Here is a 15,933-nt window from a genome sequence, read left to right on the forward strand (position 1 = left end):
CGTGGGGCATTTACATGGGGGGCTGCCACATCGCGAGCCACACCATTTTGGGTGCTCACTTGGACGCAACTGGGGGTGAACAGGAAAATACTTTCGCCGATGCGCTCTTGATGACCGTCGAGGGCGTAGGTTCCCCCCGCGATAAAATCAACGGCTCTTTGGGCTTGGTCGGGTTCCATGATCGTTAGATTCAAGACCACAGATTTGCGTTCCCGCAGAGCTTGAATCGCTTGGGGCATTTCTTCAAACGAGCGGGGTTCGATCACCACCACTTCAGAAATTCCGCTGCTCGCACCAGGTAATCCAATCACGTTGTTAGAAGGTGAATTCATTGTTGTTCCAATCGTCGAAGTTTTCGTGCCGAGTCCGGTGCTGACCAATCCTAGGGCAGCCGCGCGATCTCCGATTCTACTGCGATCGTGGCTGGCTGTATCCAAGTTTGCAGGAGCAGCATTTTGCGGGTAGAGATTTCCGTAGTTATCTCCCTCCATTTCGTCGTACTCGTACTCGTAATCGACGGGTTCGTTGAGACCCACAAAATCTTTTAGCTTTGTAAATATGTTGCTCATAATTGACTCCTTATCGTTTGATGCCGATCTCCTGCGCGGTTGCGAGAAACACAACTCTACAATCATAAAACTGTGCTTTTTGCCTCGACGATATCGCCCCTGGTTGACAGTTTAATGTAAGGAGTGGCGCTCAGTCCGGCTCTATTGGCAAAATCTTAGCATTCTCCGGCCCAAATTCGTATCCGTGCCCGTTGGGGGAGGCAGAGGAAGCTTGGGAAGCTGGGGGAGAGGATGGACGAACGGACTACTAATAACGAAAAATCGGTGACTTGTTATTATCCCCTTTCCCAATTTCGCGCTTCGGAACATCCTTATTTTCCTGTCTCCAGAGTCTTCTTTTTCTATCGTTCGCCAAATACACTTCGTCCTAGTCGAACAGCGGTTGCCCCCTCAGCAACTGCTAGGGGATAGTCTCCAGACATTCCCATAGATAGCTCGGTTATCGAGATTCCAGGTAAGTTCAGCGCGCGGATACGATCGGCGAGTTGCCGAGTTTCTCGAAAGACCGCTCGGGTTTCCGATTCATCTAACCCCAATGGTGCAATTGTCATCAAACCTTGAATATTGAGGGCTTTGCATTGTTCGAGTGCGGGTAAGTCCGCTAGCAACTCCGATACTGTCCAGCCAGATTTATTGGGGTCGGGTCGCAGTTTGACTTGCAAGCACAGAATGGGTGAGGGACATCCCTTTTCAATAAATCGGTTGAGAGTTTGAGCGAGTTTTAAACGATCGACCGAGTGTATCCAATCAAATCGCTCTAGGGCAATTTTGGCTTTATTACTTTGAAGATGACCGATGAAGTGCCAAGTAATATCGTTTAAATCTTGAAGTTGGTCTTGTTTGGCAGTGGCTTCTTGAATGCGATTCTCACCAAAATCTCGAACCCCAGCAGCATATGCGTCCCGTATCCGCTCGGGGGACACGGTTTTGCTCACAGCGATCGAACGCACCGAGGGGGAAAGTGTAGACGTAATTTTGGCAATGCGTTGGGCGAGATCGCTGTCCATAAAATTACCAGAGCCGTCATTGTTGATGGTTAATCGTTCGTTTTTCGTCAATGGTGCCTAACCCTCTTTAAAAAGCCTGCTGGTGAATCACCTGAAGTTTCTCAAACTCCTCGTCTTGACCCATTCGACGCAGGTTTCGCAAGCGATTTTCGACCATTAATCGAGCATCACCCCGGCTAATGGGTTCAAATGCAAGACCATTCGGTGTATTGGCAACAATGAAGAATAAACGTTGAGCATATAGGGTCGTAAAAAGTTCTCGATCGTGTCCTACGAGGCAGACCCGAAAGAGTAGACCGAAAGTCGGATGATTCAGGTAGGTTTCGGTGTTAGTCATTCGGCTCTCGCTTCACCATACAATACTTAGACATATAACGTTATATTTACAGTGTCTGTGGGCGTATCCCCTTGCACCCCTGTGAACCCATTCCGGAATTGTTGATTTTTGTCTTAGATCGCCCAAGTTCGCGAAATTGCTCGATCGTTATTTTTGATGTTGCCATGGCACAAGTACCGATCTCCAGGGTTGTTAACCGTAGAGTTATGCAATCATTCGATAAGACTAGTGCAAGATCGAAATTTAACCCGCTATCTTCCCGATGACAAGGGGGATTGAATCTCTTGGGATATATACAGTATATGATTTAGAGGGTTCGTTTTAACGGCTCGTGGCGAATTGCTAGTATCGGTCGGTGGCAAGCACTCCGCACGATCGGGAATGGAGGAAAGGAGAGGGTGCCGCTGGTTGTGAAACCGTAAAGTTGAATGTATGAAGGCGACAATTCTCAATACGGGCGATGCAGCTTGTTTTTTTGAAGAACACGCACAACGTTTGGCACGTGCGATGCATCTTGAAATTAGCTCAACCCCAGCACAACACAATTATCTCCTCGGTTGGGAAAGTTCGCAGCCGCCATCGGGACGAAGTTTTATTCCGTTTGATGCCATTACGTTAGCCTCAGACAAACGCCAACTTGCAGAAACTTTTGCCAATGCTCGGGTTGCCACTCCCAGAACATATTTGCTCGAATCTGAAGATGAAGTAAAACAACTCATTCACGCAGAACCGCAAAGTCAATGGATTCTCAAATGGCCCACAGGCAGCGGTGCATCGGGTCATCGCTTGCAAGAATGGGATATGCCCATTCCCCTGGATTGGCCGCGTCCTTACATTATTCAAGAATTTATTCCTCTTGAGGTGCCCGAAGTGTATCGGCTGTATTGTGTCGCCGGCGAGACTTTTGGTTGGAATGCCAGACGCTTTCCTCCCGGTGTAGAAACCTCTCCTTTTGTTGCCCGCGCACGAGGCGCAAGGTACGAAGCCCAAAAGGATATTCCACCCGCCGCAGAATTCCAAGCACGCCTTGCCTTAAGTGCAACCCATCTCCTTGACTCGTTTGGGTGCGCCGATTTGATGAAAGACGATCGGGGGCGCTGGTTGGTGCTGGAAGTGAATACAGACGGTATCTACAGTCACGTTGACCGGAACATCTGTATCGGCAATATGGCTCGAGAAATCGATCGACGGCTGTCTCAAGCATTTCACACATGGAGCAGATAGGACAGATGAGTGTGTCGTAAGTTGTGCTAGTCGAGTATGGCGATGCGATCGCGATGGCGAACTGTCGCACATTTAAATTGTCAGGCGACGCTCCGAACGTTCGGCTAAATCCATCCCGATATCGAGTTGGGTTGAATACTTAGGACTTGCAGTACGTAACTCCTATGAGTATTGCCTGGTTCCAAATTAAGAATTAACCATTAAAATCGGCTTCAAAATCTCCCACGCTTCCCCAGCTTTCGCAGAAGCAGCATCGGACTCAACTTTCAGTGTCGCTAGATGAGTTAAGGCCTTGGCAAAATCTTTACTTTTGGCCAGTTCGATTTGTCGATCGTTGAGGGGATCGCTCCGAAATAGTGCCTCAATCAGCTCTACATAAGGCTTTGCTTTCTCTTGTGCGTCTTGAAGCTTCACCCGCAGCGCGGCAAATCGAGCCAGATCGGCAGCAGCGACTTCGAGAGGTGCGGCAGTGAGATCGGCACTTTGTTTGGAGGATTTCCGAGAAGGTTTGCTTTGGTTTGAGGCGGAGGATTCGACCATTACAGCTCGATCGCACTAATGTATACCAAGATGTATACCAATAATAAGATGGGTTTTTATTTTTAAAGCTTGGCAACCCGGATCGTACCATTGTTCGCGCGCCTGTCACAGACTCGGGCGATCGATATCACTCCTCCATAACTGTATCGATCGCACAGAAAAATGCCTAGGGGCGAGATACTAAAAGGCACAGAGTTCAGAGCGCTGCCCAAATGCATACTCAAACAATTCGTCCTTTGGTTGTCGAAGATTTGTTTGCTCGAATTTGGAATGCTGGTTGTATTACGGATAGCCAAAAGCAACGGCTCGTGTTGATGTCGATCGAGCGGGTTCTTTCCGACAACGAACGGGAAGCGCTCGATCGACTGTTTCATGCCATTCGCCGGGGTTGGTTGAAAGTCATAGATTGATGCCGTACCGAATGGGGTTCGAGAGCGGGACGACAAGATCGAGCATTATCATCGAACGCTCGATTTAGAGAACTGACTCGTGTTAGATGGGGCAATTTGCAAATATCACTCTGAACCGATCGAGCGTTCGAACGACAGCATCAACTCCCATCCTCCTCTCGAACGATTACAAGTTTAAATTGTGTATCACCTATTAGGCGTGCTCTTGCACGCCTTTACTGCGTTTGGGGTTATGCTGGAAAACGCAAATCCGTCGATTCTCCCAGGGATCGAGGAAGGCCTGCGGCTTTTACCTCAGCGTACCGATGACTAAACTCATTATCCAAATTCCCTGCTACAACGAAGAACGCACCCTCGGTGTCACGTTAGCGGCTTTGCCGCGCCAGCTCACCGGGATTGACGAAATCGAGTGGCTGATTATCGATGATGGCAGCCGCGATCGCACCGTAGAAGTTGCCCGAGCCGGTGGAGCCGATCGCATCGTGCGCGTCACCAAAAATCGAGGTTTGGCCAAAGCTTTTATGACGGGATTGGAAGCCTCTCTCATTGCCGGTGCAGATATTATCGTCAATACCGATGCCGACAATCAATATTGTGCTGACGATATTCCAAAATTAATCGAACCAATTCTAGCGGGTCGAGCGGAAATTGTCATCGGCGCGCGACCCATCGAAGCGATCGAACATTTTTCCCCACTCAAGAAGTTACTGCAAAAAGGGGGAAGTTGGGTCGTGCGTCTGGTGAGCAATACCAACGTGGCCGACGCACCCAGTGGCTTTCGCGCCTTCAGTCGAGAAGCGGCAATGCAGCTTAATGTCTTTAACGAGTATACCTACACGATCGAAACCATTATTCAAGCAGGACAAAGAGGAATGGCGATTACCTCAGTTCCCATTCGCACCAATGGCTACCTGCGTCCGTCGCGTTTGGTCAAAAGCATTCCCAGCTATCTCAAGAGATCGGTACTCACGATCCTGCGCATCTTTTTGACCTATAAACCGCTGCGGGCTTTTACCCTACTCGGTAGCGTCCCCTTCACCCTCGGGTTTGGGTTGGGAGTGCGGTGGGTGATATTCTACTTCCTCGGTAGCGAACGAACTCGAATTCCCAGCCTGATTTTGGCAGCAATTTTGATAATGATTGGCTTTCAACTCTGGATTGTAGGATTGGTGGCGGAGTTGCTGGGGGTGAACCGAAAACTCCTCGAAGACATTCAGTTGCGTTTGCGCCGCGCCCAAATCGAGCGACAGAGAACAAAGGACAGTCATTGATGTTGTGTAATTGCGGCTGGTAGTGTTGTCAAAGGGACAATCCGCTACAATTTGTGACAATAGCCGAAAACTCTTTGATTTACCCTTCCACTATGCTGTACCCCGTTGCTTGGCACGACGATCGCGTTTCCCTCATCGATCAAACTCGATTGCCCACCCTCTACTCGCGAGTAGAGATTCGCCGCAGCGACGATATGGCCATGGCGATTAAAACCATGATCGTGCGGGGCGCACCGGCAATTGGAGTGGCGGCCGCCTACGGAATGTATTTGGGGGCGAGAGAAATCGAAACGGACGATCGCGCCGAATTTTTAACGGCCCTCGATGGGGTGGCGGATTTGTTGCGCGGCACCCGTCCCACTGCCGTTAACTTATTTTGGGCGATCGAGCGAATGTTAAAAACCGCTCGCCAAACCGTGGGTTCGGTGGAATCGATTCAAGCCGTATTGCTCAAAACCGCCCAGGAAATCCAAGAAGAGGATTTGCGCACCTGTCAGGCGATCGGGGATCGGGGTTTGGAGGTGTTACCCGAATCTCCCCAAAAACTCCGAATTCTCACTCACTGCAATGCCGGGGCGCTGGCAACAGCTGGCTACGGAACCGCATTAGGTGTGGTTCGTTCGGCGTGGCGGGAGGGACGCTTGGAACGCGTCTATGCCAACGAAACCCGCCCCCGATTCCAAGGGGCCAAACTGACAGCTTGGGAATGCGTTCAGGAGGGGATTCCGGTGACGGTAATTACCGATAGTATGGCCGCTCACTGCATGAAGGAAGGACTTATCGATGCGGTGGTGGTGGGGGCCGATCGCATTGCGGCTAATGGGGATACTGCCAATAAAATCGGGACCTATAGTTTGGCGTTGGTTGCTCGCGCTCACAACATTCCCTTTTTTGTTGCCGCCCCCTTTTCGACTGTGGATTTTAACCTTGGTGACGGAGCGCAAATCCCCATCGAAGAGCGCGATCCGGCGGAAATTTATCGGATTGGCGACACGCAACTCACGCCGGCTGGGGTTGAGTTTTACAATCCGGCATTCGATGTCACCCCGGCCGCATCGATCTCGGCGATCGTCACCGAAGATGGCGCGATCCCCCCGGAGCAATTGGGGGGACGGATACCAAGCCAACAGAATTCCTAAATCTTGTAGTAGACTGTTTGCGCTAATTTTTTGAGCGTGAATGGGGCAGATCTAATAGGTTTAGTCTTTTCCATCGAAAATGCCGAGAATATTTTCCTTTGTCCCATAATTTCTAAAAATTTGCACAAAACTGATTTTTTAGAGTAGGCTATCTAGTAAAATTGTTGTCTTACCCGATCGCATAGAGCGGGCAAAAAGAAAACTCTATAATTTTACCCTTTTCTAATTTTTCACCTTGTCTGCGATCGCAATTTACCCTGGCAGCTTCGATCCGATTACCTTCGGCCACCTCGATATCATCGAGCGAGGATGTAACTTGTTTGACAAAGTGATAGTGGCTGTGGTAATGAATCCAAATAAAAAATCACTTTTTAGCGTCAGCGATCGCCTACATCAAATTCGTTTGAGTACTTCTCACTTAAACAACGTCGAAGTCGATAGCTTTGATGGTCTGACGGTAAACTACGCTAAAATTCGGCAAGCCAAAGTCTTGTTGCGGGGGTTGAGAGTTCTCTCGGATTTTGAGATGGAGCTACAAATGGCTCACATTAATAAAACCCTATCGGAGCAAGTGGAAACTGTGTTTCTCGCGACGAGTAACGAATCGAGTTTCTTGAGCAGTAGTGCGGTCAAAGAGGTTGCTAAATTTGGCGGCTCGGTCGATCGTTTTGTTCCTAAATCAGTTGCGTTGGATATATACAAATGTTACGTCAGGACTCAATCGGGAGCGAACCCAACTCACACGGAGCCACAGATCGGGGCGAACCCGCCCCAGGTGGAGTCCCCGTAGGAGATGCGACGCGCGCGGAAGGCATTGATATCCAGCGGGAACTCAACCGTTTGGAAGAGATGATTCTCGATAGTCCGCGCATTCCTTTCTCGCGACGAACCCTCATCGATGAGGAACCCATTCTCGATATTCTCGATGCCATCCGCCTCAATCTACCCACCGCCTTCCAAAATGCGGAAGAAGTAGTGCGCCGTCAAGAGGAGATTATCCAGCAAGCCGAACAGTACGCTCGGGAAATCTTGGGTGCGGCCGAGCGTCAGGCCACGGGAATTCTCGATGAAATGGGCATCGTGCGCCACGCGAAAGAAGAAGCCGATCGCATCCGGCAACAAGTACAGCTTGATTGCGAGACCGCTCAAGAGCAAACAATTGCCGAGATCGAACGGATGAAGCAACAAGTGCAACAGGAAGTGGAAGCGGCCCGCGCCCAAGCACTAACGGATGCCGAAGCCATCGAAACCGGAGCCGATGAATATGCAGATCGGGTCTTGCGCAATATCGAGGGGCAACTCAGCGACATGATGCGGGTCATTCGCAACGGTCGCCAGCAGATCCAGCAGGAGTCGGCATATCGAATGCAGCAGAAGGAGATACATTCGGGGAGCGGATACCTCGAGAACTGATTCATCCCGAGCTGGTGGGATAAGGGGGAGACTGGTAGGTGCAAACGCACAATTGGAGAAAACACCATTTAGCATTGACTCCTCCCGTGCTTCCGAAGCCTGCGAAAGCCTCCCCCGTCAGCTCGGGTCAACCCAGCCAGGGGCTAACATCGACCTTCAAACTCTGACCGAGCTGAAGCAGATGTAGTAACTGGGGGGCACTCCAATTCATCTCTGGAGATGGTAAGGGTTTGCTTTCTCGCTGCATGGAGGACATCTTCTCGGTCAGTAGTTCCCAATGTCCGACCTGACCGTGCAACCAGGCAAAATATAGTTCCTGCGGTCGATCGAGACAGACTTGGAGTTGAAGGTCCTCAGCGGCGGAAATCGCCCGTTCGATACATTCTGCTTGAGCCGCACCCCGGACGGAATCTTCTTCGTGGAGCAAGTGCCACAACGATCGCAAAATGAGCCGTTCCAAAATTTCCGTGGCTTCGGGAACCTTCAGTTGGCAGCGCAAATGATGGGCTTCCGTGGCAATGGCTTCCAACTCCGATAAGTGCCCCTGACCCCAACTGGAGTCGTCGCCAGCTTCCTCCAGCTCTCGATCGAGCGATCGAACCGCTTCCAAGCACCGCTGACCCAGAGCGATTTCCGCAGCGACTTGCAACTCCTGGGGCACGGGTAGTTCGTTTTGGTGAAATGCCACCAAAACGCTGTAATTTTCCCGATACACCTGGCTGTAGAGGCGATCGAGCCGCCCGAGGGTTTCCTGGTTGAGCAACTGGACGATTCGCTGTCGTTCTTCAGCAAATAAATCCTGCGGGGTGAAAGACTCCCCGTCAAAATGTTCGTTCATGGCCAATACGATCCGTGCCGCACTGGCATCTTGGAGGGTGGCAAACAGCGTCTGCTTGAGTTGGGTATAGGCCAAACGACTCGAGAAGGGCTGAATGCAGCAATGGAAGTCCAAACCTCCCAAATGCAGCACTCCAAACACCAAATGCACCGTCTCGCAGGTAATTGTCGATGTGAGCTGCAACTGACCTACCGCCAGGGTTAGCACCCCCATGCGCTGGAGTTGGTAATCGATTTGGTGGGTATCGTAGCAGTACACCCGACCGCGATCGCCATAGGTGGTAAACAAAGAGCTGATGGCATAATGGGCCGCTACCTGCTCGATACTAATTTGAGACGTCTTGACCCGTTTGCGATAAACATCCGCCCCATCAGCAAACATTTCCACGACGTTACTCGGGGCCAGGGCAATTTGCCCGACGAATTCCGGTTCGAGATCGATCCCCGTCACTTCTCCGGCCAATTCGATCGCCCGCGCCGCATAGCGCAGAATTTGCACCCCTTCCGGTCGGGACAGTTCTTCAAAAAACCAGCCACAACTGGTAAACATCAGCAAGCTGTGACGCTGCATCTCTAAAAATCGCAGAGCATCTACCCGTTCCAATTCATTTAAGGGATGGGTTTGGTGGCGCTCTAAGAACCGATCGATATTATCCGGAGCGCGATCGCGAATCACCTGGATATACTCATCTCGTGCCAGCCACGGATCCCGCAGTAGCGCAGAGCCTTGGGACTCGTACATCTCGGCGAGGCGATCGCGCAGCCAATTCAAAGAGTCTCGCAGGGGTCGCCGCCACTTTTGGTGCCACCCGCCACCGCCACCGCAGCCGCAATCATCCCGCCATCGCTCGATCCCGTGGGCGCAACTCCAGGCCGTCGCCGGCTTGAGGCAGCATTCCCAAGTGGGTGGATTGAACGCCAGGTAATGAGCGTAGTTGGTCACCGTCCAACCGCGCTGGGGAAATTCCCGCAGAAAACTATAGGCCAGGCATTTCTCCTTGCCGCGCTTGTGGTGTCCGAAGGTTTCCCCATCCGTGGCCACCGAAATCAGTTGGGACGGACGATTATCGCCCCGTACCGCCAGACCCAAACGTCCGGCAAAGGTTTGCGAACTATCGAGCAAATCGTCGAAGCCCATATCCCGCGAAATCGGCCCGTCGTAGAAAAAGATATCGATATAAGCGCTCGGATCGCTTTTGAGATAACAGCGGTACGGACGGGTAGGATCGATCTGTCCTCCCCCAACTTGATGCCATTCGGGATGGGGATCGTCGTCGGTGGGGATCGAGCGAGCGCGCTCTACTTGAGAGGGAGCGAGAATAATAAACTTAATTCCTTCACTGACTAAAGCATCCAAGGTGGGATAGTCTACAGCAGCTTCAGCCAGCCACATTCCTTCGGGATCGCGTCCGAAACGAGAGCGAAAATCTTCGATCCCCCAGCGGATTTGGGTGTACTTATCCCGCTCGTTCGCCAAGGGCAAAATGATGTGGTTGTAGGCTTGGGCAATGGCGTTGCCATGTCCGGCCAACCGCTCGCAGCTTTTACGATCGGCTTCTAAAATCTTTTCGTAGACTTGGCGATCGTAAGCTTCGAGCCAAGTCATCAGCGTCGGTCCGATATTAAAGCTCAAATACTCGTAATTGTTAGTAATTCCCACCAATTCGCCGCGATCGTTGAAGATGCGGGCAAAGGCATTGGGACGGTAACACTCGTGGTAGATGCGCTCGTTCCAATTATGAAATGGAGCCGCTCCCGGCTGCCGCTCGATCGCATCGAGATAGGGATTTTCGCGCGGCGGTTGATAAAAGTGACCGTGAATCGTCACGCATACACCGCTGGCCGTTTTTAGCGGCTCGACGGTATCGGTGAGATCGAAATCTACAGTTTGTCCCCGATTCGGGGATTGAGAAAGAAAAGTCATACAATATCTGAGTTGGTAAGGTTTAGACCGACCCCCAAGTAGAAACACCCATTCCCGGGTTCGGGTGATAATAAGGGAGACGGTAGCCGATCGATAGACCGCCTAGAAAAAACTCGATTTAAGTCGTAAAAAATATGCAGCGCTTACGAAGGAGAGAATGGAAAGCGCGATGGGCTGTTTCGATCTTTAGGATTGAATTTCGACGAATACAGGAGATCGAATACCCTTCATTGCCAATTCTAGCACCCTCGATTTTAGCAGTCAGATCTTGCATTGGGTGCTTTTGTCAGGAAACGATCGACAACTAAAAAAATGACAGACAAGTTTTGACGGGGTAATAGTGATGGGAAACCGGGATAAAAGACAGACAAGAGGAGATACACCAACGCTGTAAGATAGTCCCGATGTATTCCCTTCATTATCAAGGCAAACTTTCGGAAACTCTCCATGTCCACTAAAAATTTAATCTTTATCATTTTGCTCCTGTTCGTTCCCATTTCCTGGGTCGCTCACTTTATGGAGTGGGGATCGCTAACAATTTTTCTGATGGCTGGTGCTGCGATCGTTCCCTTGGCTGCTTGGATGGGAACGGCCACTGAAGAATTAGCCGTTGTTGTCGGTCCGACCCTCGGAGGCTTGCTCAATGCCACCTTTGGCAACGCCACGGAACTGATCGTCGCGTTGATTGCCCTAAAAGCCGGTTTGATCGATGTTGTCAAAGCCAGTCTCACCGGCTCGATTATCAGTAACCTACTACTGGTGATGGGGTTTGCCATGTTATTAGGTGGAATTCGCTACAAGGAACAAGTATTTTCCTCCACCATCGCTCGTTTGAATGCCTCGGCGATGAATTTAGCCGTGATTGCCATTTTGATTCCCACTGCCGTTGTTGCAACTTCGGCGGGAATTGAGGAAGCGACAATACAGAAACTCTCGAGTGCGGTGGCAGTGGTGCTGATCGTCGTGTACGGACTGACGCTGCTGTTTTCGATGAAAACTCACGCCTATCTCTGTGATGTGGGAGAAGCGGAAAACGAATCGGAAGAGGGTGAATCGGAACAACCCAATTCCTTGCTTTGGGGTGGTGTTTTGCTCGCTTGTACCCTAGCCGTAGCGGTGGAATCGGAACTGCTGGTGGATTCTCTCGAAGAGGCTACCTCTTATTTGGGGCTAACGGCATTATTTACTGGGGTGATTATCGTTCCGATTATTGGTAATGCTGCCGAACACGCAACCGCCGTCACCGTGGCGATGAAGAACAAAATGGACTTGTCTGTGTCCGTTGCCATGGGATCGAGTTTGCAAATTGCTCTATTTGTTGCCCCGGTTCTCGTGCTGGCGGGATGGTTTTTCGGTCAGCCGATGGATTTGAATTTCAATCCGTTTGAACTGGTTGCCGTTGCCGTGGCGGTACTGCTGGCCAATTCAGTCAGTTCCGACGGTCGGTCTGATTGGCTGGAGGGAGCTTTGTTGCTAGCAACCTATATGGTGTTAGGATTTTCCTTTTTCTACCATCCATAGGCTCGCTCTCGCAGCGCAATCGAGCCTATGGATGGTACGGAACGATGGCTGCGATTCCCTGGATCTAAACGTTATGGAAGGTTTGTCGATCGACTCAACCCAAGCGGTCAAGAGTGCGATCGCGTCAAGGCCTCTGGCAACTTCTTCGAACAATATGACGGTTGTCTTGACGCGATCGTCATTTTTTCAAGTGGTGAACGATCCCGGTGAATGAATAGACAGCAAACATTTTTTTATTAAATTACTCCATTACTGTTTAGAACTTTATGCATAAAAAGTTAAATTCAAAACCTAGAAACTGTAAACTTTTTCCACAAAAAATTAAATATTCTGATATTTTTGCGTATATTCTCGGAGCCAATAAAATGAGTCAAAAAGTTAGGCGTTAGCATTCAGAGATAGCGATCGAGCTCATTAATTTATATTTGTGGAGTAATGCCCCCGTGCGGACTCTGTCGGGATTCGTGGCAATTGAGTTAGATATTTCCTCTGTGATGCTCTACATCCACGGAATCACCTGTCATGATTTTTGTGGTAAATAATAAGAAAAAAAAGCTTTAAGTGGAAACACCTAATATTTTTATAAAAATATAAAAATGAACTTAGTTTTTACTTGTTCGGTTAAATTTTCGATCGCAAGAAAAATAATGTTATACCAAAAAAGTAAACACTTCTACATGAAGTCCAATCGTATATAAATGACACTCTGAAGGCTGAAAAAATAAAGATAGCCGTTAATTTCGAGCCATCAAAAAGTTTTTCAATCGAAACGGTGCAGCGAAAATTTGGGATGATAAATATATGATTAGAAATACCCAACGAATTTTGACATCTATTGCCATGGCGATCGCCGCTGGATTTAGTCTGTCTGCGGAAGCGCAAGCTAGGTCGATTGTTGGGGAACCCGAGGGATCTGAAGATTCTCCCCAAAAACTTTTTTTGACGACTGATTCAGATGCAATTCCCATCCCTTTATTAGAAGATGAATATCAAAAAACAATTGTAGGCGGTATTTTTGATGGCGAGCCAACTGACTCTCCCTCGAAGCGAGTCGATCCCAATACCACAACGTCTTTATTTGGGGGAGTGAGTAGTATTAAAGCAAAGGGCTTTTTGTGTACTGGAGCGGCAATTAGCCGTACCCATATCCTGACAGCTGCTCATTGTTTCGACCATAACGATAACGGCTTGTGGAACGACGATCTCAATCCGAGCAACGTCCGGCTCAATTTCAATTTCGGTCAAAATCTCTCTCACCGCCTTCGCGCCTCACGACTCGATCTTCATTCTGACTACACCGGATTTGCCAGACCAAGTATCAATGACGATTTGGCTATCGTTACCCTCGAAGACGTTCTGCCAGAAGAAATCCCCATTTACCAACTCTATCGCAATCCCCTTATTACAGGCGACTTACTGACCATGGTGGGATACGGTTATTCAGGTAACGGTGTGGATGGCTACACCACTAGGGCAAATCTCAGTAAAAAGCGAGTCGGGCAAAATATTGTCGATCGATTTCGCCTCGATGACGAAGGCAGCGGTGAAAACGAGGTCTTTTTATACGATTTTGACGGTCCCGATGCCTCAAGCAACCGTACGGGTGGAACAACCCTAGGCAACGATATCGAAGCCATCGTCGGACCGGGGGATTCTGGCGGACCGAGTTTTATTTGGGAAGACGATACCCTAAAGCTTGCGGGGATTAATACATTTACCTTTGGGGGAGGGGGCAAGTTTGGCTCCACTGCTGGGGGGATGATGGTTTCGGCTTATGCAGACTGGATCGATAATATTGCCATGTTAAGCGTTCCCCAGCCAGAGAATAAGGAAAAACCCACTAAAGTCCCCGAACCGGGAGCGATGCTAGGTTTAAGCATTGTCAGTCTCGGTATGCTTCGCAAGCGAAGCGCCAATCGTTAGTTTCGATCGAGGAGGAACTTTAACCCGACTGACGCACAGCTGCCATCTATGAGGTTTGGGAGGGGAAACCGGGCGCGGGATTTCCGCGCTCATCAGTCGCCGTTGCGTAAGTTCTATGTCAATAACCCTAGAAAAGAATAGGGTTTTCGAGAATTCCTCAATCGCCGTAGAACGAAGGTTCGGGCTTATCCACGCACTGGCATCACTTACGACGACTCTTGAGGAAAGCGGCCGTAAACCCCCGTCAACCACCGCAGCCGTTCTCCAAATTCCTTCACCAGGGAATCGTGGCGATAGCGCCAGCCCCAATTCCCCTGGGCTTCGCTAGGTTCGTTCATCCGGGCGTTTGTTCCCAATCCCAATACATCTTGGAAGGGGAAAATCGCCTGGTTGGCATTGCTACTGAGTGCAAGGCGAATCAAATCCCAATGGATGCCACTTCCAGTACTACAGCCGAGAAAATCCCAAACCCACTGTTGCTGCTCGGGAGATCGAGCCTCGAACCAACCAACTGTAGTATTGTTATCGTGGGTTCCGGTGTAAACCACGAAGTTTTGAGAAGCGTAGTTGTAAGGCAAATAGGGATTACCGGGGCCCGAATCGAAGGCAAATTGTAAAATTTTCATACCGGGGAACCCAAATTTATCCCGCAGCGCCTCCACTTCGGGAGTGATAATTCCGAGATCTTCAGCAATAATCGGTAACTTGCCCAATTCCCGATTCAAACGCTCGAAAAAGACATCTCCGGGTGCTTCCACCCACGTGCCGTTCATGGCCGTGTCTTCATCTCCAGGAACTGCCCAATAGGACTCGAAGCCCCGAAAATGGTCGATGCGAATCAAGTCCACCATGTCCAGGATGGCGTGGAAGCGCTGCAACCACCAACTAAAATCATCCTTCTCCAATTGTTCCCAATTGTAAACCGGGTTACCCCAAAGCTGTCCCGTGGCGCTGAAGTAGTCTGGAGGAACCCCTGCCATCAGTTTCGGCGCGCCGGTTTTTTCATCCAAGGAAAAGATTTCCGGGTGGGCCCACACGTCAGCGCTGTCGTGGGCGACGTAGATAGGAATATCCCCGAGAATTTGAATGTTTAGCTCGTTGGTATAGAGTTTAAGAGCAGACCACTGACGGAAAAACTCAAACTGGAGAAACTTCTCGAACTCAATTTCAACGACTAGTTTTTGCCGCCATTTCGCAACAGCTTGAGGTTCCCGTTTAGCAATATCTGCAGGCCAATTGTTCCAGCTTTCCCCAGCAAAAGCCTCGGTTTTGAGAGCCATGAAGAGGGCGTAGTCTTCGAGCCAATAGGTCGAGAGATGACAGAATTTCTCGAAGAGTTCCTGTAGTTTGGGGGTCGTCTGATTTTGAAAATTGGTAAAGGCAATGCGCAACTTAGCGAGTTTGTACTTCCGAACCCGATCGAAATCGACACTATCGAGGGGAAAATCCGGCACGTCGGCAACATCCCAGTCTGCCAGTAATTCTTCTTCTATCAGCCGTTCTAAGCTAATCAGCAGCGGATTTCCCGCCATCGCCGAGTAACACATATAAGGAGAGTTGCCGTATCCGGTGGGGCCCAAGGGGAGAATTTGCCAAATTTGTTGACCGCTGTCGACGAGAAAATCTACGAATCGATAGGCTTCCGGGCCAAAGTCACCAATACCGAACGGACTGGGAAATGAGGTGGGATGGAGTAAAATACCGCTAGATCTGGGAAAAGCCATAGTTATAGGAAATAAGAGGAAATTAATGAGAAACGATCGAGCATAACGATCGAGGGCGCTCTACCTCAAACGGGCTGGGAGAGTGAAGTGGGGG

At 49.9% G+C, this 15,933-nt stretch carries 15 protein-coding genes; 9 read left to right on the top strand and 6 right to left on the bottom strand.

Annotated elements, in window-relative coordinates:
- The 3 genes from IQ235_RS03865 to pipX form a co-directional block, all read right to left on the bottom strand.
- On the bottom strand, positions 1–569 hold a 569-nt coding region (locus IQ235_RS03865), incomplete at its 3' end, for a cell division protein SepF (RefSeq protein WP_264320179.1).
- Positions 570–910: 341 nt separating this feature from the next.
- Complete coding sequence (locus IQ235_RS03870; protein WP_264320193.1) at positions 911–1,576, bottom strand: YggS family pyridoxal phosphate-dependent enzyme; 666 nt, start codon at positions 1,574–1,576, stop codon at positions 911–913.
- Between the two features lie 67 nt (positions 1,577–1,643).
- Positions 1,644–1,913 carry a transcriptional coactivator PipX gene (gene pipX, locus IQ235_RS03875; RefSeq protein ID WP_264320180.1) on the bottom strand — a complete coding sequence of 90 codons (270 nt, stop codon included), beginning with the start codon at positions 1,911–1,913 and terminating at the stop codon, positions 1,644–1,646.
- 432 nt (positions 1,914–2,345) lie between these two features.
- Between pipX and IQ235_RS03880 the strand changes: the two genes are divergently transcribed.
- Positions 2,346–3,137 carry an ATP-grasp domain-containing protein gene (locus IQ235_RS03880; protein WP_264320181.1) on the top strand — a complete coding sequence of 264 codons (792 nt, stop codon included), beginning with the start codon at positions 2,346–2,348 and terminating at the stop codon, positions 3,135–3,137.
- 186 nt (positions 3,138–3,323) lie between these two features.
- Here the strand turns inward: IQ235_RS03880 and IQ235_RS03885 are convergent, their stop codons facing one another.
- On the bottom strand, positions 3,324–3,677 hold the full coding sequence (locus tag IQ235_RS03885; RefSeq protein WP_264320182.1) for a hypothetical protein: 354 nt from the start codon (positions 3,675–3,677) through the stop codon (positions 3,324–3,326).
- 212 nt (positions 3,678–3,889) lie between these two features.
- On the opposite strand from IQ235_RS03885, the gene IQ235_RS03890 reads away from it, so the two are divergent.
- From IQ235_RS03890 to IQ235_RS03910, 5 genes are all read left to right on the top strand, one after another.
- Entirely contained in the window at positions 3,890–4,087 is a 198-nt protein-coding gene (locus IQ235_RS03890; RefSeq protein WP_264320183.1) for a hypothetical protein, read from the top strand.
- 305 nt (positions 4,088–4,392) lie between these two features.
- Entirely contained in the window at positions 4,393–5,358 is a 966-nt protein-coding gene (locus tag IQ235_RS03895; protein WP_264320184.1) for a glycosyltransferase family 2 protein, read from the top strand.
- A 92-nt stretch (positions 5,359–5,450) separates the two neighbouring features.
- Positions 5,451–6,497 (top strand): S-methyl-5-thioribose-1-phosphate isomerase, encoded by a 1,047-nt coding sequence (mtnA, locus tag IQ235_RS03900; protein ID WP_264320185.1) that lies wholly within the window; start codon positions 5,451–5,453, stop codon positions 6,495–6,497.
- Positions 6,498–6,732: 235 nt separating this feature from the next.
- Positions 6,733–7,287 carry a pantetheine-phosphate adenylyltransferase gene (coaD, locus tag IQ235_RS03905; RefSeq protein WP_264320186.1) on the top strand — a complete coding sequence of 185 codons (555 nt, stop codon included), beginning with the start codon at positions 6,733–6,735 and terminating at the stop codon, positions 7,285–7,287.
- Positions 7,200–7,910 (top strand): F0F1 ATP synthase subunit B family protein, encoded by a 711-nt coding sequence (locus tag IQ235_RS03910; protein ID WP_264320187.1) that lies wholly within the window; start codon positions 7,200–7,202, stop codon positions 7,908–7,910. Before coaD ends, IQ235_RS03910 begins: the two co-directional genes overlap by 88 nt.
- A gap of 127 nt (positions 7,911–8,037) precedes the next feature.
- Here the strand turns inward: IQ235_RS03910 and IQ235_RS03915 are convergent, their stop codons facing one another.
- Positions 8,038–10,671, bottom strand: coding sequence for a DUF3536 domain-containing protein (locus IQ235_RS03915; protein ID WP_264320188.1), 2,634 nt, complete (start codon positions 10,669–10,671; stop codon positions 8,038–8,040).
- A 447-nt stretch (positions 10,672–11,118) separates the two neighbouring features.
- On the opposite strand from IQ235_RS03915, the gene cax reads away from it, so the two are divergent.
- From cax to IQ235_RS03930, 3 genes are all read left to right on the top strand, one after another.
- On the top strand, positions 11,119–12,192 hold the full coding sequence (gene cax, locus IQ235_RS03920) for a calcium/proton exchanger (RefSeq protein WP_264320189.1): 1,074 nt from the start codon (positions 11,119–11,121) through the stop codon (positions 12,190–12,192).
- A gap of 31 nt (positions 12,193–12,223) precedes the next feature.
- Positions 12,224–12,406 carry a hypothetical protein gene (locus tag IQ235_RS03925; RefSeq protein ID WP_264320190.1) on the top strand — a complete coding sequence of 61 codons (183 nt, stop codon included), beginning with the start codon at positions 12,224–12,226 and terminating at the stop codon, positions 12,404–12,406.
- 587 nt (positions 12,407–12,993) lie between these two features.
- Positions 12,994–14,115, top strand: coding sequence for a trypsin-like serine peptidase (locus IQ235_RS03930; RefSeq protein WP_264320191.1), 1,122 nt, complete (start codon positions 12,994–12,996; stop codon positions 14,113–14,115).
- A gap of 206 nt (positions 14,116–14,321) precedes the next feature.
- Here IQ235_RS03930 and malQ read toward each other — a convergent pair whose 3' ends face one another.
- Complete coding sequence (gene malQ / locus IQ235_RS03935; RefSeq protein ID WP_264320192.1) at positions 14,322–15,839, bottom strand: 4-alpha-glucanotransferase; 1,518 nt, start codon at positions 15,837–15,839, stop codon at positions 14,322–14,324.
- Positions 15,840–15,933 lie beyond the last annotated feature (94 nt).

The organism is Zarconia navalis LEGE 11467, assembly GCF_015207075.1.
In the GTDB taxonomy this organism is placed as follows: domain Bacteria; phylum Cyanobacteriota; class Cyanobacteriia; order Cyanobacteriales; family Geitlerinemataceae; genus Zarconia; species Zarconia navalis.